Annotated in this window: 27 protein-coding genes, 1 pseudogene, 1 riboswitch and 1 other annotated feature; of the genes and pseudogenes, 14 read left to right on the forward strand and 14 right to left on the reverse strand. The window is 46.7% G+C overall.

Features of this window, described 5'->3' with window-relative positions:
* Positions 1–29: 29 nt before the first annotated feature.
* The 4 genes and pseudogenes from nadD to ACQ5DJ_RS11580 form a co-directional block, all read right to left on the reverse strand.
* A complete protein-coding gene (nadD, locus tag ACQ5DJ_RS11565; RefSeq protein ID WP_429842599.1) occupies positions 30–668 on the reverse strand; it encodes a nicotinate-nucleotide adenylyltransferase in 639 nt (212 codons plus the stop codon).
* A gap of 30 nt (positions 669–698) precedes the next feature.
* Positions 699–1,243: pseudogene (locus ACQ5DJ_RS11570) on the reverse strand (cysteine hydrolase family protein).
* Between the two features lie 66 nt (positions 1,244–1,309).
* Positions 1,310–2,098 (reverse strand): NUDIX hydrolase, encoded by a 789-nt coding sequence (locus ACQ5DJ_RS11575; protein ID WP_429842600.1) that lies wholly within the window; start codon positions 2,096–2,098, stop codon positions 1,310–1,312.
* Positions 2,099–2,252: 154 nt separating this feature from the next.
* Complete coding sequence (locus tag ACQ5DJ_RS11580; RefSeq protein ID WP_429842601.1) at positions 2,253–2,939, reverse strand: YceI family protein; 687 nt, start codon at positions 2,937–2,939, stop codon at positions 2,253–2,255.
* A 280-nt stretch (positions 2,940–3,219) separates the two neighbouring features.
* Between ACQ5DJ_RS11580 and ACQ5DJ_RS11585 the strand changes: the two genes are divergently transcribed.
* The 5 genes from ACQ5DJ_RS11585 to ACQ5DJ_RS11605 all read left to right on the forward strand — a co-directional run bounded on the left by ACQ5DJ_RS11585 (position 3,220) and on the right by ACQ5DJ_RS11605 (position 8,746).
* The gene (locus ACQ5DJ_RS11585; protein WP_429842602.1) at positions 3,220–3,903 is read left to right on the forward strand and encodes a response regulator transcription factor; all 684 of its coding nucleotides are present in this window, start codon (positions 3,220–3,222) and stop codon (positions 3,901–3,903) included.
* Positions 3,900–5,396: a sensor histidine kinase gene (locus tag ACQ5DJ_RS11590; RefSeq protein WP_429842603.1), complete on the forward strand. Its 1,497-nt coding sequence runs from the start codon at positions 3,900–3,902 to the stop codon at positions 5,394–5,396. The genes ACQ5DJ_RS11585 and ACQ5DJ_RS11590 overlap by 4 nt, the downstream gene beginning before the upstream one ends.
* 49 nt (positions 5,397–5,445) lie before the next feature.
* Positions 5,446–5,687, forward strand: a binding site (T-box leader).
* 126 nt (positions 5,688–5,813) lie between these two features.
* The gene (locus ACQ5DJ_RS11595) at positions 5,814–6,314 is read left to right on the forward strand and encodes an Lrp/AsnC family transcriptional regulator (protein WP_429842604.1); all 501 of its coding nucleotides are present in this window, start codon (positions 5,814–5,816) and stop codon (positions 6,312–6,314) included.
* Complete coding sequence (locus tag ACQ5DJ_RS11600; protein ID WP_429842605.1) at positions 6,311–7,489, forward strand: aminotransferase; 1,179 nt, start codon at positions 6,311–6,313, stop codon at positions 7,487–7,489. The genes ACQ5DJ_RS11595 and ACQ5DJ_RS11600 overlap by 4 nt, the downstream gene beginning before the upstream one ends.
* A 345-nt stretch (positions 7,490–7,834) precedes the next feature.
* Positions 7,835–8,746, forward strand: a complete 912-nt coding sequence (locus ACQ5DJ_RS11605; protein WP_429842606.1) for an aminoglycoside phosphotransferase family protein — start codon at positions 7,835–7,837, stop codon at positions 8,744–8,746.
* A gap of 71 nt (positions 8,747–8,817) precedes the next feature.
* Here the strand turns inward: ACQ5DJ_RS11605 and ACQ5DJ_RS11610 are convergent, their stop codons facing one another.
* The 6 genes from ACQ5DJ_RS11610 to ACQ5DJ_RS11635 form a co-directional block, all read right to left on the reverse strand.
* Positions 8,818–9,873 carry a TolC family protein gene (locus tag ACQ5DJ_RS11610; protein WP_429842607.1) on the reverse strand — a complete coding sequence of 352 codons (1,056 nt, stop codon included), beginning with the start codon at positions 9,871–9,873 and terminating at the stop codon, positions 8,818–8,820.
* Between the two features lie 216 nt (positions 9,874–10,089).
* Positions 10,090–10,236 carry a hypothetical protein gene (locus ACQ5DJ_RS11615; RefSeq protein WP_429842608.1) on the reverse strand — a complete coding sequence of 49 codons (147 nt, stop codon included), beginning with the start codon at positions 10,234–10,236 and terminating at the stop codon, positions 10,090–10,092.
* Complete coding sequence (locus tag ACQ5DJ_RS11620; protein ID WP_429842609.1) at positions 10,229–10,420, reverse strand: hypothetical protein; 192 nt, start codon at positions 10,418–10,420, stop codon at positions 10,229–10,231. Before ACQ5DJ_RS11620 ends, ACQ5DJ_RS11615 begins: the two co-directional genes overlap by 8 nt.
* Positions 10,421–10,526: 106 nt before the next feature.
* On the reverse strand, positions 10,527–11,387 hold the full coding sequence (locus tag ACQ5DJ_RS11625; RefSeq protein WP_429842610.1) for a hypothetical protein: 861 nt from the start codon (positions 11,385–11,387) through the stop codon (positions 10,527–10,529).
* Between the two features lie 217 nt (positions 11,388–11,604).
* Entirely contained in the window at positions 11,605–13,053 is a 1,449-nt protein-coding gene (locus ACQ5DJ_RS11630; RefSeq protein WP_429842611.1) for an amino acid permease, read from the reverse strand.
* 112 nt (positions 13,054–13,165) lie between these two features.
* Positions 13,166–13,351, reverse strand: a riboswitch (Lysine riboswitch).
* Between the two features lie 84 nt (positions 13,352–13,435).
* On the reverse strand, positions 13,436–13,930 hold the full coding sequence (locus ACQ5DJ_RS11635) for a DinB family protein (protein ID WP_429842612.1): 495 nt from the start codon (positions 13,928–13,930) through the stop codon (positions 13,436–13,438).
* 168 nt (positions 13,931–14,098) lie between these two features.
* Here ACQ5DJ_RS11635 and ACQ5DJ_RS11640 point away from each other — a divergent pair, with 168 nt between their 5' ends.
* Entirely contained in the window at positions 14,099–14,656 is a 558-nt protein-coding gene (locus tag ACQ5DJ_RS11640; RefSeq protein ID WP_429842613.1) for a CGNR zinc finger domain-containing protein, read from the forward strand.
* Between the two features lie 105 nt (positions 14,657–14,761).
* Positions 14,762–15,514: an alpha/beta fold hydrolase gene (locus ACQ5DJ_RS11645; protein WP_429842614.1), complete on the forward strand. Its 753-nt coding sequence runs from the start codon at positions 14,762–14,764 to the stop codon at positions 15,512–15,514.
* Here ACQ5DJ_RS11645 and ACQ5DJ_RS11650 read toward each other — a convergent pair.
* The 3 genes from ACQ5DJ_RS11650 to ACQ5DJ_RS11660 all read right to left on the reverse strand — a co-directional run bounded on the left by ACQ5DJ_RS11650 (position 15,492) and on the right by ACQ5DJ_RS11660 (position 16,968).
* Positions 15,492–15,890 carry a hypothetical protein gene (locus ACQ5DJ_RS11650; protein WP_429842615.1) on the reverse strand — a complete coding sequence of 133 codons (399 nt, stop codon included), beginning with the start codon at positions 15,888–15,890 and terminating at the stop codon, positions 15,492–15,494. The two genes, ACQ5DJ_RS11645 and ACQ5DJ_RS11650, sit on opposite strands and share 23 nt — an antisense overlap.
* 34 nt (positions 15,891–15,924) lie before the next feature.
* A complete protein-coding gene (locus ACQ5DJ_RS11655; protein WP_429842616.1) occupies positions 15,925–16,449 on the reverse strand; it encodes an ImmA/IrrE family metallo-endopeptidase in 525 nt (174 codons plus the stop codon).
* A 72-nt stretch (positions 16,450–16,521) separates the two neighbouring features.
* Positions 16,522–16,968 carry a helix-turn-helix domain-containing protein gene (locus tag ACQ5DJ_RS11660; protein WP_429842617.1) on the reverse strand — a complete coding sequence of 149 codons (447 nt, stop codon included), beginning with the start codon at positions 16,966–16,968 and terminating at the stop codon, positions 16,522–16,524.
* A 180-nt stretch (positions 16,969–17,148) separates the two neighbouring features.
* Between ACQ5DJ_RS11660 and ACQ5DJ_RS11665 the strand changes: the two genes are divergently transcribed.
* From ACQ5DJ_RS11665 to ACQ5DJ_RS11695, 7 genes are all read left to right on the forward strand, one after another.
* The gene (locus ACQ5DJ_RS11665) at positions 17,149–17,343 is read left to right on the forward strand and encodes a BhlA/UviB family holin-like peptide (RefSeq protein WP_017251979.1); all 195 of its coding nucleotides are present in this window, start codon (positions 17,149–17,151) and stop codon (positions 17,341–17,343) included.
* 218 nt (positions 17,344–17,561) lie between these two features.
* The gene (locus tag ACQ5DJ_RS11670) at positions 17,562–17,780 is read left to right on the forward strand and encodes a hypothetical protein (RefSeq protein ID WP_429842749.1); all 219 of its coding nucleotides are present in this window, start codon (positions 17,562–17,564) and stop codon (positions 17,778–17,780) included.
* Positions 17,734–17,862, forward strand: a complete 129-nt coding sequence (locus tag ACQ5DJ_RS11675) for a hypothetical protein (protein ID WP_429842618.1) — start codon at positions 17,734–17,736, stop codon at positions 17,860–17,862. Before ACQ5DJ_RS11670 ends, ACQ5DJ_RS11675 begins: the two co-directional genes overlap by 47 nt.
* Positions 17,863–17,956: 94 nt before the next feature.
* A complete protein-coding gene (locus tag ACQ5DJ_RS11680; RefSeq protein WP_429842619.1) occupies positions 17,957–18,889 on the forward strand; it encodes a hypothetical protein in 933 nt (310 codons plus the stop codon).
* Between the two features lie 189 nt (positions 18,890–19,078).
* Complete coding sequence (locus tag ACQ5DJ_RS11685) at positions 19,079–20,245, forward strand: dicarboxylate/amino acid:cation symporter (RefSeq protein ID WP_429842620.1); 1,167 nt, start codon at positions 19,079–19,081, stop codon at positions 20,243–20,245.
* A 253-nt stretch (positions 20,246–20,498) separates the two neighbouring features.
* Positions 20,499–20,891 (forward strand): hypothetical protein, encoded by a 393-nt coding sequence (locus tag ACQ5DJ_RS11690; protein WP_429842621.1) that lies wholly within the window; start codon positions 20,499–20,501, stop codon positions 20,889–20,891.
* A 281-nt stretch (positions 20,892–21,172) separates the two neighbouring features.
* A complete protein-coding gene (locus ACQ5DJ_RS11695; RefSeq protein WP_429842622.1) occupies positions 21,173–21,649 on the forward strand; it encodes a hypothetical protein in 477 nt (158 codons plus the stop codon).
* An 80-nt stretch (positions 21,650–21,729) separates the two neighbouring features.
* Here ACQ5DJ_RS11695 and ACQ5DJ_RS11700 read toward each other — a convergent pair whose 3' ends face one another.
* Positions 21,730–22,167, reverse strand: a complete 438-nt coding sequence (locus ACQ5DJ_RS11700) for a Dps family protein (RefSeq protein ID WP_429842623.1) — start codon at positions 22,165–22,167, stop codon at positions 21,730–21,732.
* Positions 22,168–22,170: the final 3 nt, after the last annotated feature.

The raw sequence follows: 22,170 nt of genomic DNA on the forward strand, positions 1-22,170 counted from the left end.
CTCAAGTTCGGCTGTTTTTCTTTTTGGCATTATACGTAGGGATCTTTGTAGATTCCTTTTTCATAAATGTACTGAAGGCAAGCATCCGGCAACAGGAAGCTGGGGTCGCCGCCTTTGCGGATTTCGTCTCGGATATAGGTAGAGCTGATTCCCATGTTGATGCCCTTGCTCATAATGAGAAAATGCTCGTCGTGATTGCGCAGCAGGGCGTCCTCTGCAATCAGGTCAGCGGTCGGATAGCCTTCGCGCGACATCACGATGAAATTGAAGCCTGCGACCAGCTTTTCAGCGTTGCCCCAGTTCGACAGTCCTTCTAACAAATCCGATCCCATGATGAAAAAGAGCTCGTCGTTCGGGTACTTCTTTTTCATATGTATCATCGTATCAAACGTATAGGTTTCACCTGGCAAGGCATCCATCTCGACTGTAGAAATTTCGAAAAGTGGTTCGCCATACTTGTTTGTTTTGTGTGTACTGCTTGCCAAAGCTAGTTTGAGCATGTGCAAGCGATGGATGTCCTCTGTCTGCAATTTTTTATCATGACGCTTTGAAGAGCAGGGTACGAAAATGACTTTATCCAGTCGTCTCCGATGAGCGACGGTCGCTGCCGTGAACAAATGGCTGTACGTGATGGGATCAAAGCTGCTGCCATAAATGCCGATTCGCATTAAGATTGCCTCCTATTCGCCATGAGCCTGTTATTTTTTGCGGACAGTCATACCAAGCTGGTTCTGAAAATGACCGAGAGCCCATTTGTGACCTTCTGGAAGAAAGCTTGCTACTGCATCCTCGTGGATGACGACAGAAAAGCCATTATAGAAGCCTTCAATCGCTGTATGCAATACACAAATGTCCGTGCAGACACCTACCAGATGAACCTCAGTGATCCCCCTCGTACGCAACAATAGGGCAAGGTCGGTTCCTTGAAAAGCACTGTAGCGCGTCTTATCCATCCAGTGAATCGTATCTTCGAATTCCTCGTAAATCTCCTGAATGCTACCATACAAATTCCGGCCAGACGTACCGATAATGTTGTGCGGAGGGTAGAGTCCAGTCTCAGGGTGGTATGGATCCTGCTCGCGATGAGCGTCGACTGCCATGACGACAAAGTCGCCTTCTGCGAGGAGTCGCGGATCAACTCTCCAATGCGTCCTTCAATAGCCTGACCAGGCTCTCCACAAGTCAATGCACCATCTGTCGCGACAAAATCATTCGTGTAGTCGATCACAATCAAAGCTTTCATGGCAAAAACCTCCTGAATTTGTGCGTTCAAAAAGTCAGCTGTTCAGCACCGAGAAAGTGTCCTTACTCAGTAAATCATGGCAGTTGGGGTAAAGCCTGTAAAGCGATAAAGCTTGGCTGGCGAATTCGAAAACTCGGTCGAGTAGACAGGCTGTCCGTCAGCCGTTAGAACTGGCTCGAGAAGTCCTTGTCGTCTGGTTGTCGCAAGCAAGCGACGCTCAAAATTGCCGCGATCTTTTGCCGAAAAGGATGAAACGACAGTCTCGATCACTTGCAGCAGTTCGCTCAAGGTAAACTCATCTGGCAAAAACGCTTTGGCGATCGTTGTTTGCAGCATCTGCTCACGAACTCGCTGTAAGGCGTCAGTCAAAATTTCCCGATGATCAAAAGCAAGGTTGAGGGCAAAGGCTTCCTCAATCGGAAACAGCTGCGCGTCCGATGCATCGTCGTTTGCCTGTGTGTGCTTTAATAAATCTTCATGAACGAGGGAGACATAGGCAACACTCGGGATCCAACCACGAGGGTCTCTTCCCGGCTTGTAGTACGTCTTTAGCTGCTCGATGTGTACATCGCGGTCAATATTCGTCTCTTCTTTCAGCTCACGATAGGCGCATTCGTCCAGTGTCTCCGATTCATGGGAAAAACCACCAGGCAAGGCCCATTGCTCTCCAAAGGTATCGCTTTTTCGCTTGATCAGAAGAACGGCCAATTGCTTGTGCGGCAGCGATTTGGTTTTCGTATGGCGCGGGATGGAAAGGATCGTAAAGAGGCAAATATCTGTAGGAAGTCCATCCGGCGAGCGGTACTTTTTGGTCCGATAGTGGATGCGTTTGGCTCGAAGGGGAGACGTACTCACAAGATCATCCTTTCCGTTTGCTCGAATCTGTTATCATGCTTCTATGTTATGGTATCGTTTTAACAATGTCAATATTACAATGTAAAAATTTGTGAAAAAAGACGTCTGTGAAAGCCAGACGTCTCTCGAAGCAATTCCTGCGAAAAGCGACTGATTAAACAGCATCCAGCGCAAGTCGCAATGTAAGGTTAATGTTTTCTTCTGTTTTGGCCACGATCGTATGAGGGCTGGTCAATCCGAAGTCACCAAACGTTACGACGGACGTTCCTTCCAACTGTAGCTTGCCTTGGGAATAAATCGCGTCAGCATTAATTTTCACGTCTTTGGTAATTCCTTTTAGGGTCAGGACGCCATTGATGGTGAACGAAGCCTTTTGTCCTTCTGTCCAAGTGGTTGGCCAGTTCTCAAAAGATTTCGCTTCAAAAGTAGCAGCTGGGTGCACGGCAGTATCAAAGTAATCAGGAGATTTGATATGGGTGTCGCGCTTTGCATTACCGGAGTTCAGCTTATTCAAGTCAGCGGAAGCTGTTGCTTTCATTTGATCTGGTGCAGAGAGATTCACATCCCAGCTACCAGTAATGCCGTCCATTTCAAAGTTTACCGTTTCTTTCGACGTAGTTACGGAGAAATAAACTTTGGACTTGTCATTAATCGTCCATTTTTTATTCAGTTGATCTGCTGTCAGAGCTGTTGAGGAAGCGGTAGATGAGGCTGTGGTTGCCGCAGCTGCAGGCTGAATCTCCACATGGTTTCCCACAAAATAGTCATAGAGCATGTAACCTCCGATACCGACCACGAGCGTGGCAACTGAAGCTGTCAGGATAACCGAATTCTTTTTCATTTTTGTATAACCTCCATGTTTTTGAAGTGTTCAGACTTGAGTCGTATGTATTTGACTACGCAGGGATCATTATGAGAGAGGAAGCTGAGTGGGTCTTGAAAGCTGGCTGAAAGTTTGTTGAAAGTGCAATGGTTAGAGAATTATCAACGTTTTTTATAATAAATTTACATTTTTTGGTTTGTTATTCTGGTAAAAGCTTTCAGCTCGTACTCAGGGCATATTCAGCAAACATTCAGCTACTCTTGGCCTGTTCAGGTAAAATAGAGGTGAGGTGAAAGAAATGAGCCTAAACAAAGGCATTAAAATATTGCTTGTCGATGATGAACCGACCATCCTGCAATTTTTGGAGATGGGTCTTGAAAATGAAGGCTTCCAAGTATTAACGGCTCAAGACGGGATGACTGCCGTGACCATGGTGAAGGAGCATCAGCCCCATGTCGTCATTCTCGATGTGATGATGCCAGGCATGGACGGCTTCGAGGTATGTCGGATGCTGAAAAAGATACAGAATGTAGCAACGATCATGCTAACAGCCAGAGAAGACGTGGAGGATCGGGTAAAAGGGCTAACGCTGGGCGCTGATGATTATATGATCAAGCCGTTTAGCTTTGAAGAGCTGCTTGCCCGTATCCATGCGCGCATTCGCAATCATTACCCACATCTGCTCTCGAAGATACATCTCGGCCCCTTCCAGATCGATGACAGGCGAAAGGAGATTAGCTACGAGGATACACTTCTGGAGCTATCGCCAACGGAATACTCTTTGCTGAAATATTTGGTAACGAATCACGGCTTGGTGTTGAGTAAACCTATGATTCTGGATAACGTGTGGGGCTATGATTTCGGTGGGGAGGAGAATATTGTCGAGGTGTATATCCGCTCCCTGCGTGACAAACTGAACGATCGTCAGCATCAGATCATTCGCACATTGCGCGGTGCGGGCTATCGGGTTGATTTTGTATGACGATGAATCGAAACAATCAATGGGCCGCCTTCCTAGAACCGAACTCTTTGCGTTATCAGCTTTTGTCACGTTCGTTATTTATCTTATCCGGGTTGCTGCTTCTAATTGGCATGATTCAATACTTATTGATGGAGCAGTTCTTGTATCGCAGCAAAGCGGAAAGCTTGTTAAATCTGGCAGTCACCGTTCCTTATCAGGTCTTGGAAGACACGGAAACGCTCCCGCAAAACGATCAGTATGTCAGCGCGTTGCTTTCCTTGCGTACACCCGATATCAAGTATGCCTTTATTGACAACGACGCGAAAGTGACGGAGCTGTTTGCGAATCCGAGCGAAGGGTATTCCCCGCGCTTTCCTGAGGGTTTATACCGTGAGATCTTAGCTAGTGGCGTATGCACTTTTAAATACAAAATTTTGGAAGGTAGCACTGGGAAGGATTATTTGGTCGTGCTGGCACCTATCAAATCACCTGAACAGCTGCAAGGAATCGTACAACTGAGTACACCTGTCGGCTCGATGCGGGAAGTGCTATTTCCACAGTTGATCATTTTCTTCTCTGCATCTGCACTTGCCTTGCTCATTGGCTTGTTAACCTATGTGCCTGTGCTCCGCCGTACGCTGAACCCACTTTCGCGTATTGAGGTTACAGTTGAGCGGATCAATGCGGGTAATTTGGATGAACGACTGCCGATGGATCAAGGCCAGATGGAGATTGATCAATTATCGGCGGTCTTTAACGGCATGCTGGAGCGGTTGGAAACCTCCTTTAAAATCGAGCAAGAAGCGGGAGAACGGATGCGACGCTTTGTGGCGGATGCCTCTCACGAATTACGAACACCGCTGACATCCATCCATGGTTTTTTGGAGGTGCTGCTGCGCGGTGCGGCGGCAAATCCCGAACATTTGCAGAAAGCATTGAAAAGCATGCACGGCGAGACGGAGCGACTGAACAAACTGGTCAATGATTTGCTCTACCTGGCTCGGATGGATAGGGAACCTGCTTTCTTTTTGCAAGAAGGGCAGTTGGACGCAGTTGTGCACAGTATGGAATCGCAGCTCATGGTCCTGGGGGGGGACCGAAACATTCATTTCCACGTAGAGCAAAATGGTACGGCTACTTTCGACTGTGACGGAATGAAGCAAGTCATTCTCAATCTGTTTCAAAATGCGGTGCAGCATACTGACCCTGTGAACGGTAAGATCGAGCTAACATTAAGCAAGATTGCCAACGGGATTGAACTAACGATCAGAGATAATGGCGCCGGGATCGCACCGGAGCATGTCCCGCATGTATTCGACCGTTTCTACCGGATTGAATCCTCACGGGCACGCAAAAGCGGAGGTGCTGGCTTGGGGCTGTCGATCACCCAATCCATCGTAGAAAATCATTGGGGAAAAATTGACGTACAAAGTAGCTTGGGAACAGGGACGGTGTTTCGCGTCTGGTTGCCTAACGGTTTAAAAGAGGTCCAGAAGACAGAAGTTGTTGGTTGACAATGAGAGAAAACGTCATTTATAATCTGAGACATTCAATAAAACAACCAACACAGCCGTGAAAAGGAAAGTAAAAAAGGGATTTTGACGTCCAGAGAGTTGCCTGTTAGCTGAGAGGGCAGCCGCGAACTCTTTTTGAAAGCCACCTTGGAGCTCTGCTTTTGAAAATGCCAAGTAGAAAGCAGCGGATGGCCCACGTTATGGGGCGCATGTCTTTGTAGACAGCACAAGTTTGCCTTTTGTGAGAGAGGCAAAAAAGCTGAGTGGTACCGCGATACCTTCGCCTCAGCAATCGGATTCATGGAAATCATGAGTCTGGTTGCTGAGGCTTTTTGCATGATGCCGTCGTTCAAAAAGTCGACTACTTGAACATGGACTTATGTACAAAAAATAAAGAGAAAACTGGAGTGGTGGGGCATGGATCGCTTGAAGCATAGAGAGCTGTTGCACCTGTTGGAAGAAGACAGTCGCATGAGCGCTGAGCAAATCGGAAAAATGATCGAAGAGCCGACAGAGGTCGTTGAGCAGACGATTGCAGCATTGGAAGCCGAGAAGGTCATTGTTAAATATCCAGCGCTGGTGAACTGGGAGCGTGTGGACGATCATCCGTACGTGAACGCCATGATTGACGTGAAAGTCACACCGAAGCGCGATGTTGGTTTTGATGAAGTGGCGGAGCGAATCTGCCGTTTCCCAGAAGTGAAGGCTGTTTACTTGATGTCTGGTGCAAGCTATGACTTGTCGATTATTTTGGAAGGCAAAACGATGAAAGAGGTAGCCACTTTTGTTTCGCAAAAGCTGTCCACTCTCGATTCAGTTGTCTCCACAGCTACACACTTTATTTTGAAACGTTACAAGCACGATGGCATTGAGCTGGAAGATCGTGACGAAGATCACAGGATGGTGGTTACGCCGTGAGTACACAAGTCAAAGTCAAAAACCGTTTATCCAGTACAGTTCAATCGTTGAAGCCATCAGGCATTCGCCGCTTTTTCGATTTAGCAGCATCGATGGAGGGAGTCATTTCCTTGGGCGTAGGGGAGCCTGATTTCGTCACTCCTTGGCGCATGAGAGAAGCTTCGATTTCTTCCCTGGAGCGTGGACATACAGCTTATACATCCAATGCAGGTATGCTGCCATTGCGCGTGGAGATTCAAAAATACTTGGAAGAACGTTTTTCTGTCAGCTATCATCCAGAGACAGAAATTCTCGTGACGGTTGGTGCCAGCGAAGCGATTGATATTGCACTGCGCGCAATTCTTGATCCGGGTGATGAAGTTTTGGTTGTGGAGCCTTGTTATGTCTCCTATGAACCAGTCATTCGCTTGGCTGGCGGGGTGCCAGTTTTCCTGAAAACAACGATGGAAAACGAGTTCAAGCTAACACCGCAAGAGCTGGAGACGCACATTACCGCGCGTACAAAAGCCATCATTTTCTGCTATCCAAATAACCCGACCGGGGGGACCATGACGGCTGAAGAGTGGAAAACACTTTTGCCGATCATTGAAAAGCACGACCTCATGGTGATCTCCGATGAGATTTATGCGGAGCTTACTTATGGGCGAATGCACGATAGTATCGCTGCTCTGCCAGGGATGAAAGACCGGACGATCCTGATCTCCGGTTTTTCCAAAGCGTTCGCAATGACCGGCTGGCGTCTGGGATATGTTTGCGCGTCGCCTGATTTGCTCGCAGGCATGCTGAAAATCCATCAGTACACCATGCTGTGTGCACCGACGATGGCTCAGATGGCTGCATTGGAAGCCCTGCGTCATGGACGCTCTGATATGGAACGAATGATCGAGAGCTACCGTCAGCGCCGCAATTATGTGGTAGACGGATTCCGTCAAATCGGATTGACTTGCCATGAACCGGATGGAGCATTCTACGCATTCCCGTCTGTGGCGTCTACAGGTCTCAGCTCTTCTGAGTTTGCGGAGAAGCTGTTGATGGAGGAAAAGGTAGCTGTTGTACCAGGAGATGTGTTCGGCGAAAGCGGACAGGGGCATATCCGTTGTTCTTATGCAACATCAATGGAGCAGTTGAAGAAGGCGCTGGACCGTATGGAGCGCTTGATGGGACGACTGTCCTAACATTTTCCGGGAAATAAAGGGGGGCGGCTTTCAAGCTGCTCCCTTTTTTAACGAGTGGCTGTGGTGGGAAAGAAGCGCATTTCCAGTCTGCACTTCGGCCTACGCCCCGCAAGGGGATTCACTGTCCGCTTCGGAAAAAATGGCGGGAGCGCTTCAAACGTAGAAGTTTCGGTGAGGTGTTTCATAAGTGAAGCTGAAATTCCCCACCATTTTTTCCAAAGCTGAGTTGGGCTCCAGAGGCGCTTGACTGGAAATGCGCTTCTTCTTACGCAGCTGTGGGAAGGAACCAGCTTGAAAGCTGGTGCAAGAGGATGTTTTGCAAGTAGTTCGAGGAGGAGATTCTTAATGATTTCACTGCCAACCCATTTTACCGAAACAATTATGGGCGTTCATAAAGAAGCAGGTCGTCTCTGGCTCGATTCCTTTCATGAGTTGATTGCTGATTGCGAAGCGCGGTGGTCATTGAAGGTACTAGAGGCGTTTCCACTCTCCTATAACTTTGTCGCACCTGCTGTGTTGCAGGATGGGAGAAACGCAGTGCTGAAGCTGGGCGTGCCTGGACTGGATTGGCAGAGGGAGCTAACGGCGATTCGGGCTTTTGCGGGGCGGGGAATGGTGCAGCTACTCGATGCTGACGAGGAAAAAGGGATCATGCTTTTGGAGCGTATCATGTCAGGGGAGACACTGGATAAGCTGAGCAGCGAAGAAGAACGAATTCAATACTTGGCAGACGTGATTAAAAGGATGCATACTCCAGTTCCGAGAGCTGGTAAGCTTGCGTCTACGTTTCCGACGATAGCGGACTGGGCTGTGGGACTGGAAAAGATTCGCCCTCATTTCCAAGGGGGGACAGGACCGATTCCCGAGCAAATGCTGGAGCGGGCCATGCAATGGTACAAAAAGCTTCTCTCCACACAAAAAGAACAGTGCCTGCTGCATGGTGATCTTCATCATGAAAATATTTTACGTGCAGAAAGAGAGCCGTGGTTGGCAATTGATCCAAAGGGGCTGATCGGGGAGACGGAATACGAGGTAATTCCGTTTTTGCTGAACCATTTGCCAGAGGATGGGGTAGAAGAAGTAGTTAAACAGCGGGTCGATGGGCTGACGAAGGTGCTGTCTTTGCAAAAAGAGAGAGTGTTGGCGTGGGCGTATTGCCACAGTGTGCTATCGGCTTGGTGGTTCATAGAGGATTTTGGTGTAGACGGTGGTCGTCTGGTGATGTCGGGAGTTTTTGAGAGGCTAATAAATGAGTAAAGGCTTCACCCTATGGGATGAAGCCTTCTTTATTTTAAATGAATAGATGAGATCCTTCGTTATGCGAAATATTAATAACCAGTCGACTGGTTCAAGGTGGTAGCAGCGAGATTATATTGATAAACCGATTCGATTGCTTTTGTTTCGGAGTCAAACAGGTTTGCTTCGTCTTCCATCAGTTCTTTCATCGATGCTTTTCCTAATCTATATTGATCGATTGTTGCCTGATAGCGTTCCAATGCGGTTTCTTTCTTTGTCGTACTTTCCTCTAATGCCTTTTTCGCTGCGAGTACCTTCGTATAGTTGTCACTTACTTCTTGACCGACTTTCTTTTGTGTTTTTTGTTTTTGCAGTTCCGCTTTTTTGTGCTCATTTTTTGCGATTGTACCTTTATGTGTGCTGAGTGCGGAATACTCTGCTGTGTAATCAATTCTTACTTGAGCAAAGTCTATTTCTGCTTGTGCTTTGATCATTTCAGGACGTTTTTCAAAAGCTTTTGCTTGCAATTGCTCCAAGTAAAGCAGCTCGTGCTGAGTCAGATCAGTGGTGATCATTTTCCATTGTCTGTCCGCTTTTTCATTCAATAAATCGTTGAGCTTGACCAATGCTTGTTTGTAGCTGGTTTCAAGAGCAGCAAGATTTTTGTGAGCTTCTGTTTCTTGGGAGTCCAACCAGTACTGTCTTTGCAAGCTTTTCTTTTGCGCTTTGATTTTGGCATCTAATGATTGGGCTTCGAAGAATGCTTTTTGCACTTGCAATTGAATGGTGTTTTTTTGCGTATTTAGGGCGACTTCATCGACAACGACTTCTTTGACCGCTTTGGCTGCGTCTTCGAATTTCTTTTTTGCATCAGCCAGAGTCATAATGTCGGCTTTTTTAATTTCTTCTTTTTCTCTCAGTGTGATGGATGTTTCGTATTTCGTAATATCTAAGTCAAGCCGAAGCACCTCCAGATCAACGCTGTTCTTTATTGCCTGTTCGACTGCGAAATCTAGCGACAAAGGAGAAATATCCGTCTGTTCAGCAGTGGCCACGAGTGGTGCGGCCAGAGCCATATGGGCGCCACCTGTGAGGAGAGAAGTGACTAATGTTGTGCTGTAAATGTGTTTGAAGAGCCTGGATTTCATGGGGCAACCTCCTGATCATATATACAAGAATATGATAACGATTCTCATTATCAAATCCATGAAAAGTATATATTTCCAACAGAATTTCGTCAATAACAAAATGTTAATCTATCATGTTCTTTGTCAAAAATCCAAAACAAATCCCCTTCAGGAAAAAGGCAAAGGAGTATCTGCCTGTTCCCCAAAGGGGATTTGTTTTTCGTAATGGGAAAAGAACTATTCTTTGTCCCTGTTTTCTTTGTTTTCCGCAGCAGCCTTGGCAGTTTGGTCCAATGTCCCTTCCTTTGGTGTAAGGGAATAACCATGCATATTGCTTCCGTTATAACCCATGTCCGGTTTTTCCTTTGAAGTACGATCAGTCATTTGCTTCCTCCTTATTTTGTCCAGTCGGTTTAGAGTCTTGCTGCACATACGGATTGTCTACGTCATTTGGTTCCTTGTCTAGATTGGTACGGATTGCGATTATTGGGCTAGTAGGAGGTTGAGCGATCAGTCTGTCATCCAGTTGTTTGAAATCAGGCAGGTCGTTTTCACGATTGTCATACATGTTCGTCTCCTCCTTTACGGGTTAGTATGTCCATCAGCTGCACCAAAAAAAGAGCCCCAGTCCCAAGGAAGTTCGGGAGGAGGCTGTGACCATTATCTTTGTGTAGTTAACTTGTTTTCTTGGTCAAGATCTTCATAAAAGAGGCAAGATTCGTTTGAAGCAATGGTGTGAAGGTAGAAAAGGAAGCATTTTCAGCGAGCGTATTCATTTCACGAACAAATTCAGTAGCGTCCTTTGTATTTACATTCTCAAAGCGGTTAGCGATTTTTGTATTTTTTAGATCGGAGAGAAGCGTAGCTTGTTCGTTCCGATATTGTGAGATCCAGTCTGGACGATGTTGGAGCTTTTTGACGAATTGAATCAGCATGCTCACTTTCTCTGTTTGATTGGTTGTAGCCGCATGCATCTTTTTGTAGGCTTCCGGCTCATACCGCTCCATCAGCTTGGACGGATTAACATAGTCGTTCGGCGCCCCATGTGGTTTTTGCGGAAGCTCTACGTAGCTGACACTGCCGGTTGCATGATCAACCTTTCGAGTTTTGGCAACGCCAGCGAGCAAATGGAGAGTATCCAAAAATTCAGCAGTATTTTCATCAGCCATGAATTGGTCTGCCAAATATTTGCCTTGGGTTAAACCGCCTTCTACCAAAGCAGCTCGTTCTTCATCGGTGTAGGAGGATTGGGAGTTGAAAAAATTTTTCTCCAGGATGTGGTCAAAGGCTTTGCGAGCCTCGGGTGGTTTATCTGCGAAAATTTTATCCAAACGCTCATTAATTTCTGTGTTAAAGAAAAATTGGACGCTGTGATGTTCGATGGCATCAGCAGGTAGCTCGCGTGCCTTGTGGGAACGCAGGTCTACTGTATCGTGCTCCGGCATTCCTAGACGAGTTCCTGTCACCATTTTCGGTGCAGTTTGGTTAGTTGTAAGCTGGGGTGTTAGATAGCGGGTGTTCGATTGGATGTGCATGTTCTACTCTCCTCACATGGATTCATGTTCAGTCGTGATGGCAGGAGATCTGGTTACCTTATATCAGATGACTGGTATGAGTTGTGAGAACGGAAGGAAACGGATCTCAATTGCTTCTTGTCTATACTATCGGATATTTTTGGACAATTTTTCATAGGCTGGCAAATATGAAAAAGGACTCCCGTTCAGATAACGGAAGTCCGTATTTTTTCTTCGATTATTTCGTGTGTTCATCCATGCTGAAGTCTACTTGCTCTAGAGGGACGAGCTCGGTCTTTTGGGTGATTTTATAAGCGAGCCAAATGATTAAGAAGAGTGGCAGGCCAATGTAAGAGACCAGGACGCCATTCCAGTCGATCGTTCCACCCATGAATGCGGAGTAGTTTTGCCCCAAAATAACGATACAGCAAATGATGAAGGCAAAAATCGGTCCAAACGGGAACCACTTTGCTCGATAAGGCAATTCGCTTAAGTCACGACCCTGAGCGATAAACGCTTTACGGAAACGGTAGTGGCTAATGGCAATTCCCAGCCAAGCGATGAAACCAGACATACCGGACGCATTCAAAAGCCAGACATACACTTCGCCTTCCCCAAACAGAGAGGACAGAAAAGCAAGGGCGCCGATGAGCGCAGTCAAGATCAACGCATTGATTGGTACGCCATTACTTGTTACTTTTGCGAACCATTTTGGTGCTTTTCCTTCTTTCGCCAAGTTCCATAGCATACGTGTAGAGGCGTACATGCCAGAGTTACCAGCAGACAATACAGACGTGAGAATAACGGCATTCATGACGGATGCTGCAAAAGCAAATCCGGCATTTTCAAAAACAATCGTAAACGGACTAATCGCAATATCTGTAATGTCGCCACTGATCAGATTTGGATTATCGTATGGAACCAACAACCCGATGATCAAAATAGCGAGGATATAAAAGATCAGGATACGCCAAAAAATTTGACGGATGGCCTTCGGAATGTTACGGGCAGGGTCTTCACTCTCCCCAGCTGCGACACCAACCAGCTCTGTCCCTTGGAAAGAGAATCCGGCAATCATAAAGACACCGAGCAGGGCCATGAAGCCGCCATTGAATGGCGCGTCGCCTTTGGTGAAGTTTTGGAGGCCGACTGCTTGGCCGCCCATAATGCCAAAAATCATCAACACACCAACAACAATAAAGATGATAACCGTTACTACTTTAATCAAGGCGAACCAATATTCAGATTCTCCATAGGCTTTCACAGACAGGAGATTCAAGGCAAACAGCAATCCGAGGAACAAAGCGCTCCACACTATCGCTGGGGTATCCGGGAACCAATATTTCATAATGAGTGCGGAAGCTGACAGCTCGACGGCAATGGTAATGGCCCAGTTGTACCAATAGTTCCAGCCGAGAGCAAAGCCGAGAGATGGATCGACGAACCGTGTGGCATACGTCGAAAACGAACCAGAAACAGGCATGAAGGCCGCCATTTCCCCCAAGCTGGTCATTAAAAAGTAAACCATGATACTAATGGCGAGATAGGCGACTAAAGCTCCACCAGGTCCGGCGGAATGAATCGAGCCTCCGCTCGCGAGAAACAATCCCGTCCCAATCGAGCCGCCGATGGCGATCATCGTCAGATGTCGGGCTTTTAGACCACGTTGCAATTGATTTTGTGACATAAGCTGCTTGCACGACCTTTCTTGATTTTTGAGAAGGAAGGTCGGAAACGAAAAAACCGCCATAGCCAAAAAATGGCATAGGGCGGTATCATCCAATCCCCACCAAGCCTTCACTGAAGATAGCTCACCACGCTTGCTTGGCATGCAAACGTGACAGTTCTGTCCCTTTCGAGTACAGCCCCAACCCAATCGCACAGAGACGCGATATGAGCTTCGGCGGATTTTCCTTACCTGGAGTCATTGATTTTCTCTGAATCTCGTACAGGATGATATAAAAGCCGCGACCTCTATCCTCACCGTGAAAGATGAGGATAACATGTATGAAATTTTGTGATTCATCAACTATAAAGGATTGTTAATGATTAATCAATGTGAAATTTTGTTATTCAAATGAGCGTCTGGCAGGCCAAGAGCCTTGCAGCTTGCGAATTTGGACGATTTGTCCCGTATGAAACGCATCATGCAGGACCAGACTCATCACGGCTTGGTAAATCGGCGTATAAGTAGCCGTCTGGTTTAAATCCTCATCCGTCAGCACGGAAAGCCTTTCATGAATGTGGCGATGAACGCTTTCCGTGCGCAAGAGGGTAGCTTGCCAAGCGTCTTCGTCATTTGGACCGCCGGACGTGATGAAGGTATCATCGTTCGTCTCAGCAGAGCCAGGAAATTCAGTGCCCAATAGACGATGCAACAGTCGTTCTTTGTAATAAAGAAGGTGACTGACGTTTTCCCAGATCGTGTTGGCTGCTTCTCCCACAGGGCGCCAGCTGGCCTGGGCTGCTGATACTCCGGAAAGCGCTTCTTTTAAAGGTGGATACCAGTCTTCCTTGTCATAGGTACATTCCCAACCGTGCAAAAGTAAATCCTTCCGATTCATACGCTTCCTCCTCGTCTGTGAAACAGATTGATGAAACGCTATAATAGCAGTAAGAAATGAGTATGTAACCAATGAATTACATTACGGTGGTTACAAAAATAGATTACCATATTCTGCATGATCATACAAGAGAGAAAAATGAAGGGTTTTGTCAGGAGAGATGAGTACATGGACTGGCTTTGTATCGATTTTTTAAATAGTGATTGGCGGGATTGGCGTGGTTCTGGTCGTGCGGAAAATCGCTTGGAGAACCAGAAATGGCTGTCATCCTTTTTGCAAACATACAAGCTAACCGCTCCGCTGCCGATGAATGAGGACTGTGCCGCTTCACTTTTACAGCTGCGTGAACGTTTGAGACGTATGCTGGAAGCCGTTGTCCGTGGAGACCGCTTCCAAGAAGAGGACCTCGTGGAATTGAACAGAGCTTTAGCTCTCGCCCCTTTCCATATGCAGGTGTTGTATGTCGATGAGGAGGGCGGCTACAGGCAAAACCAATCCAGCTCAACAGAGGGCTGGCCCCTCGTCATGGCACAAATTGCGGCTTCTTTCGCGGAGCTGCTTGCCCCGCAACATCTGGAGCGAATCAAAATATGTGACAACGAGGATTGCCGCTGGGTGTTTTATGATGAAAGCCGCAACCGGGTGCGCCGTTGGTGTGATGACAAAATGTGCGGAAACCTGATGAAGGTGCGCCGTTTTCGTGAGCGGCAGAAGGAAAAAGGCTAATGAAGCCATTACTAACAACCGTCGGGCTATTGTCTCTGACGGTTTTTTCTATGTTTGAGACATAATAAGTAGCATATACATGGGAACGGAAACGAGGTGGATGGGATGAGTCAAGCACGCAAAAAATGGTTTCAGGCTATCGTATTGGTGACACTTGGAGCGATTTGTCTGGCTATATGGTATTTGCAGCCCTATCAGCCCGACCAAGCAGCGTTAACGGCCATGCAAGGCGGTGAAGGGATTACGGTCATGGATACGAATGACTGGATTATTTTCCAAGGCGGGGAGTCACGTGAACCGGGACTCATCTTATATCCAGGAGCACTGGTCAAACCGGAGAGCTATGCACCGATTGCACGTGCCTTGGCAGGATACGGCTACCATGTTTTTCTCGCACGAATGCCGCTGAATTTGGCTGTAAGTGATATGACGCGAGCCACACAAGTATTAAAGGCGTACCCGAATAAAACGTTTGTTATCGGAGGACATTCGCTCGGTGGTACTATGGCAGCTCAATTCGCAGCAAACCACCCGGACCGAATCAGCGGAGTATTTTTGCTGGGAGCGTATCCAAACAGTCAAGGGAACTTGAAGAAGGTGAATTTGCCTGTGCTGTCTTTGCTCGGGTCTCGCGATGGTGTGATCCAAATAGAAAAGTATGAGGAGAGCAAGCAATATTTGCCGGAGCGTACCGTGTACATGTCCATAGCAGGGGGAAACCACTCTCAGTTCGGAAGCTATGGATCGCAGGAGGGCGACCAGCCCGCTGCCATTACCCCGCAGGAGCAGTGGCAGCAAACGGTGGCAGCAATCAAGGATTGGCTGCTTAATGAGGTTACGATGATGAACGTGGAATAAAACCAGATACAACACCTGTAATACGAATGTTTTCCGAGGGGAGTAGCATGGGGGTGTCTTGCTCGCGTGTGGTTGTAAACAGACATTCCAATGGATTGACGTCTGCTGCGATGCGCACAAGGAACTGCCCCTCCTGTCGGATCAATACAGGTCTGTCTTTTACAGGTTCCATCGAAAAGTCTGAGATCAAGAGGGCGTCTCCGGGAAAAATACCGAGACCACGAAGGCCGTCATCTCGCATGATGAGAGCAAAGCGGGCCACGTGATAGCTGGCTACCTGCAAAGAGGGTAACAGCGACAGCTCCTCGTCTTGGTCCAAGGCGAGATCAAAAAAATGAGTCGTGTATGCATCTCCGGCAATAAAGACTCGTTTCATCAGGTATCGCCTCCTACAAAATAGCGTCCGTAATTTACTCGTAGACGGGAAAGCCTTTGGCATACAGACGGCTAAGTATGCGCTCAAAACGGGCACGAGCAAGAGGCATCGGCACCTGAAAGCGCTGCGCCATCATAGCTGGAGCGTTGTATCGAGAACAATCAGCAAGCAGGGGGCTCATCATGTAAATGGGAAGCAGCAAATGCTCCGCAAAATGATTCGCTTGCGATTCTTGCCAGTCAATCATCCATTCGCTGCTCTGGGGCTGAATGCCTTCATGAAGGAGCAAATGTCCGAGTTCATGCGCGATTTTAACCCGTTGGGTAGCCAGATCGAGTCGCTCGTCCACCGCAATGACATAACGTCCCGGCAAAAAGGGATGCGCGTGTGCACGACTCCTGCCGCAAATACGATGGATCTCGATGCCGTACGTCTCGCACAGCAGATGCAGATCGATTTGTTCGGGCGAAGCGATGCCGTGATGCTGAAGCAGCAAGTACACGCGACTCTCGAGCCATGTTTGCGGTTCGCAGATTTCTTTCAAAAGGGAGTGAAGCATCAAGAACCTCCTAAATGAATGGTAAGGAACGTACGTTCTGTTTCTCGCTGAAAAGAAAACCCCGCACTGGGGTTATTTTTTTTTGATGTCTTCCGTGATGTCAAACAAAGACGGAGGTCTTTCCTCGCGTACTTTACGGACTTTCAACTGTTTCTTCAAGTCGTACCAGTAGCGGCGAATTTCTTTTTTCTCCTCTTCTGAAGCGTCCAGATACCCGTCAAGGAAATAGTAGTCGTCCGGGTCATCGATCTTTTCTTGCAAGAGCTCGTCCAACGAACGTTGATTTGTCTGCTCAGCTGCTGGGAGAATATAGGCAGTGACTTCATCTGTGCGGCCCAACAACCAATCGGTCGTGACGTCCAACACATCAGCCAATTGCCGCAGCATGTCATTCGGGGGGGTGCTGTGGTTGTTCTCGTAGTTACTGATCGTCCCCTTGGTGGTGCAGACATGCTCTGCCAACTCTTCCTGGGTCAGACCTTTTGTCTTACGAGCTGTGCGTAAGCGCTGAGATAGCATGAGCGTGCCAGTCCTTCCTGTGAGGATGTACAAAGTTATTGTACTAAATGAGAGTGGAAAAGAAAAGTATGGATATTAATTTTGCTTTCAACGAATTATGTACAAGCCTTTTGTACAAAATACAGATAAGGACGATGCAGGAACACTCGTTCTGTACAGTGACAAAAGGGGAGATCAAACATGGAAGATCAAGTAACAACCGTATTACTTCAGCAAGGGCCATTTGCTGCTTTGTTTGTCTGGTTGTTGTTTTATATTATGAAAGCAAATCGCGAGCGCGAGGGGCGTTTACAAGACTTGCTGGACAAATACAGCGACAAATATGATCTGATCCTCGAGGAATTGCGCGAGATCAAGGGAAAAGTAAAGAAATAACGTTTTTTGACAGCAAACCTTCTGATGAGCGTGACGAATACGAATCCATTACTTATGTTGCCCGATTCCTTGAAGAGCTTATTCAGCATGGGGAACAAAACGTTTTAGTCTGTACCAGACCTTGATCGGCCTTTAGCCCTTCAAGGTCCTTTTTTACTTGTAGTGTCCTTTTCCCCATTCACACGTCTTCCATATAACTTGCTGGACTCGACTGGGGGATTTGTCACGGAGACCTTCAAGGGAATTTTAATACGAATTTTTGCGATGACAACACCTATACCCACTTTGATTTCGACCTGTGCGGATATGGTTGGCGGGCGTATGATCTGGCTGCTTTCAAGCTGAGCCGAATATTGATCGAAGAAGATGACGAACTGGTGGGTGTCTCTCATGACAGGTATTCGCCAATTATGGCTAATGGGGCTGTGCATGCATGATCCTCATATCATGGGTAGCAGCGATTCGGATGATGCTTTTGTGAGCGAGAAGATGGAATTTTTCAAGAAATATTTCGCGTGAACGAGAAATGTTTTGCAAAGCGATGTCAGAAAAACATGCGACCCGAAGTCAATGAAAGGTAAGCCGTACATTGACGAGAAAGAGGGAGAAAAGCATGCTATCTTACATCGGAAGTGGCCACTATTGCTATGCAAATTCATCATCAATGCTTTTGGAGACAATTGGGGAGAAGGTATCGCCTGCCGTACTCGAGGTGCTCTCCGGCGTAGGAGTCGGAGCCATCTGGTATGAGGAGCAGAAAGTCATTTATTTCGGACAAGTGATTCCTGACCGTGGTGTCAGTCATGCGCTAGAACTGCTTGGTTTTCGTTGGACGGAAAGATCAGGAGATGCGGAGGGCGAGCCACCGTTGGCGGAATTAAGGCGCGATTTGAAAAAGGGGCCTGTGTTGCTCGGACCGCTTGATATGGGCTACCTGACGTATAACCCAAATGCTCAGTATTTGGGTGGCGCTGATCATTTTGTTCTTGCGTACGAGATGGATGACCAAGCGATCTACATGCATGATCCCGCAGGTTTTCCTTTTGTCAGCTTGCCGTTGTCTCAGTTTGTCTTGGCGTGGAAGGCTGAGAAAATCTTTGATGGCCTCTTTTCCTATCATTATTGGACAGCACCAAAGCGAGTAGGCAGTCCGACAGAAGAGGAGCTGGTTGCAAATACGCTTCGTTTATACAAAGGAATCTATCAGGACAGCGCAGCGGCTGAACCAAGCCCCTCAATCCTATACGGAAAGGAAGCAATCTTGCGTGTAGTGAAGCGGATGGAAGAGGAAGGTGGACTTTCACCAGCGGAAATGGGCCACTTATCTTATTTTGCTTTCCAGCTAGGGGCGAGGCGAGCGATGGATTTCGCTGTATTTTTCTCGAAGCATGATCCAGAGCTAGCGGCGATCAAAGAGAAGCAAGCGAAGCAATTCGGGCGTTGCCACACACTGACCGTAGAAAAGAATGAGAAAGAACTCGCGGATGCCATGCGCGTGCTGGCAGATATTGAAGAAGAATTTCGCCAAGTGGTTTGTGCCAAATAATATTGTTCCCCCAAGTGAGTAAGCAACGCTCATTGGGGGTTTTTCTTTAATTTAAATATTAGTACTTTTTTATGATTCATGACAATCTCATCCCGGATGTGTTACCTTGTTATTCATTAGTCCATGTAAAAGAGACATGGTCCATTCCACGCGGACATCATTTACCAACACGTAACGGGGGTTCAATTCATGAAACAGCTAGGTTTACTACCCAAAATCCTGATCGCTATTGTCCTTGGGATCGGGATTGGCTCCATTTCGCCGATTTGGGTTGTGAAAGGATTGGCTACATTTAGTGGCCTGTTTGGAAATTTCCTCGGATTTGCGATTCCGTTGATTATCATTGGATTTATCGCGCCAGGCATCGGTGAGCTGGGCAAAGGGGCAGGGCGTCTGCTTGGGGTAACCACAGGGGTTGCTTACTTGTCTACGATCCTTGCAGGAGCGCTTGCTTATTTGGTCAGTACGAGTATTTTCCCACACATTCTTGAGGTAGGTGGACTGGTGAATCAGTATGCCAACCCGGAGAAAGCACTGGTGAAGCCGTTCTTTACCGTAGACATGCCGCCGATTGTAGGTGTGATGACAGCATTACTGCTCGCCTTCACCCTTGGTCTTGGAGCGACTGTCATCAAAGGCAACGCACTGCAAAATGTGATGGTAGACTTGAGAGATATCGTAGAGAAGCTCATCGCTTCCGTCATTATCCCGTTGCTTCCATTACATATCCTGTCTGTATTTTCTAACCTGACCTATGGTGGACAAGTCACGATGATTTTGTCCGTATTTGTTAAAGTTTTCGTTATGATTATTGCTTTGCATCTATTCTATCTGTTCGTACAGTACTTGGTAGCGGGCCAGATGGGACGCAAAAATCCATTCACGCTGATGAAAAATATGCTCCCTGCTTACTTCACAGCGATTGGAACACAATCATCTGCGGCCACCATTCCTGTGACACTGAACCAGACTAAGAAAAACGGTGTGAGCGAAAAGATCGCGGATTTCGTCGTTCCACTCTGTGCGACGATCCATCTCTCCGGAAGCACGATTACGCTTGTCAGCTGTTCCATGGCAGTCATGATGCTAAATGACATGACGACATCCTTTGGCGTGATGTTTCCGTTCATTTTGATGCTGGGCGTAACGATGATCGCCGCACCAGGTGTGCCGGGCGGTGCAGTCATGGCGGCACTCGGATTGATGGAATCCATGCTCGGATTTACTACCACGTTGACTTCGTTGATGATTGCTTTGTACATTGCGCAGGATAGCTTCGGTACCGCTTGTAACGTAACGGGTGATGGTGCGATTGCGGTAATTACGGATCGATTGAGCGAGGAGAAGGCGGCTTGATAATCTTGGTACGAACCTATTTGAACAAGATCTGTCCATTTATGGATAGGTCTTGTTTTATGTGGGAATGCAAGATACTCACTAGGGTTAATGCATTTCATGATAAAAGCACGTTCAAGTCTGTTCGTGTTATTCGACAGCAAAACTAATAAAAAACAAAATTCACCATTAAAACCCAAAATAAGTTATTTTTTGACTATTTTCTCAAAAAATAGTATATTACTTTTATTCCAAAATATAGGGGGTAATTATTGTGAAAAAAATCCTATTAGCGCTAACTTTCGCATTCGCTGTATCATCATCTGCTTTTGCTGCAAGTACGGAATCTGAGCCTAACAATACCTTTGAAACGGCAGATTCCTTGACTATTAACTCAACCATCTCAGGACAAACTAATGGCAGTGATGAGGATTACTTTGTTTTTGTAGCTAATAAGACTGGAAAAGTTCGTACTTCACTTATAGATAACAACTCTAAAGGTATAAGCATATTCGGTGTGTTTGAATCTGATAAAACCACAATGATTGGAGATTCTGGCTCTGGTGTACCATTAGATATTAATGTAGTTGCTGGTAAAACTTATTATGTAAAAGTTATGGGAATCGTCGGTACTTCCAGTTATAATCTCTCGGTCAATAATTTATAATAAGCAGCTTCTGGATGTAGTAGAAGGATTTTATATCCTAAGATAAAATGAGAATTTTTTCTGTGACTGAGGAAAATGCGATTACAGTTCAAAAGAGTCTAGAGGTATTTCTTCATTAACACTGTACAGAAAGTATCTCAATACATTCATTATCAATGGGAGCGCATTGTTATGCGACTGGCTGACGTCTAAATTCCCCCGTTTTCAACAAGTGAGAATTATATTATATTGGATATAATTCCATCATTCTACTTTTTGCGAAAAGGGGAATACATTACGCAATGTTTAACGAACGGAAAGCGTTACAAATGACATTGCAGGCCATGCTAGAGCAGCGTATGGCTCTGCGTCGACAGTATGTCGATCAGGACAAGCAGTTGGGAGCTGACATCAAGCAGCTTTTGAGCCGCATTCGCGAGCTGGATAACGAAACCGGGATCGGAGAAGATGAAAGCTCAGAGGATGAGGCTATGTCGACAGAGGAATTTTCCGATGATCTGATGAAGCGTATGAAGGTGAGAAAGGCTCACATCCGTCACGATTATTTGGAAGTTGCGAAGCACATCGAAAACCTGTTACAGGAAGCGATGTCTCCGATGTCATTGGCTGATCTATGCTCCGTGTTGAAAGCACGGCACCAGGTAGAGTTTGCGAGTCCCTACATTGGTGTACAGAAGTCATTAAAGTATCTACCCCAAGTAAAAGTAGAAAAAGATGGGCGGAAACTGATTTTCTCTCTAGGCAACCAGGGTGGATAAGCAGTTTCACGGGAGGCAAGACCCAAAAAAGGCGATGTGTCTATGCACAATCGCCTTTTGGTGTCTATTGATTTACTTGCTTATTGCAAGAAGGATTTCAGCATCCAAATGTGTTTTTCCAGGCCACTGCGGATTCCCAGCAGCATATCGGCTGTCGCTTCATCGTCGGCTTGGTTTGCCGTTTCCATAGCCAGCTTCAGCTCGTCTATTAGAATGGAGAAGTCTCTTGCGATCGTTTCTACCATTTGCTCTGCTGTTTCGCTTCCTTCTGCTTCGGTGATGCTCGCTGTGTTCAGACATGCAGCCAAAGTCGCTACAGGTTTTCCACCGATGGAGAGGACACGTTCAGCAAGGGAATCAAGATTCGCTGCTGCTTCGTTGTACAATTCCTCAAATTTTGCGTGGAGTGTAAAGAAGTGAGGTCCTTTTACATTCCAGTGAAAATTGTGTAGTTTCGTATAGAGGACTGTCCAGTTCGCCACTTGTTTATTTAGAACGCTATTGAGTGTGTTTTCCATCGA

Origin of the sequence: Brevibacillus sp. FIR094, from assembly GCF_050477165.1 — a bacterium.
Classification (GTDB): domain Bacteria; phylum Bacillota; class Bacilli; order Brevibacillales; family Brevibacillaceae; genus Brevibacillus.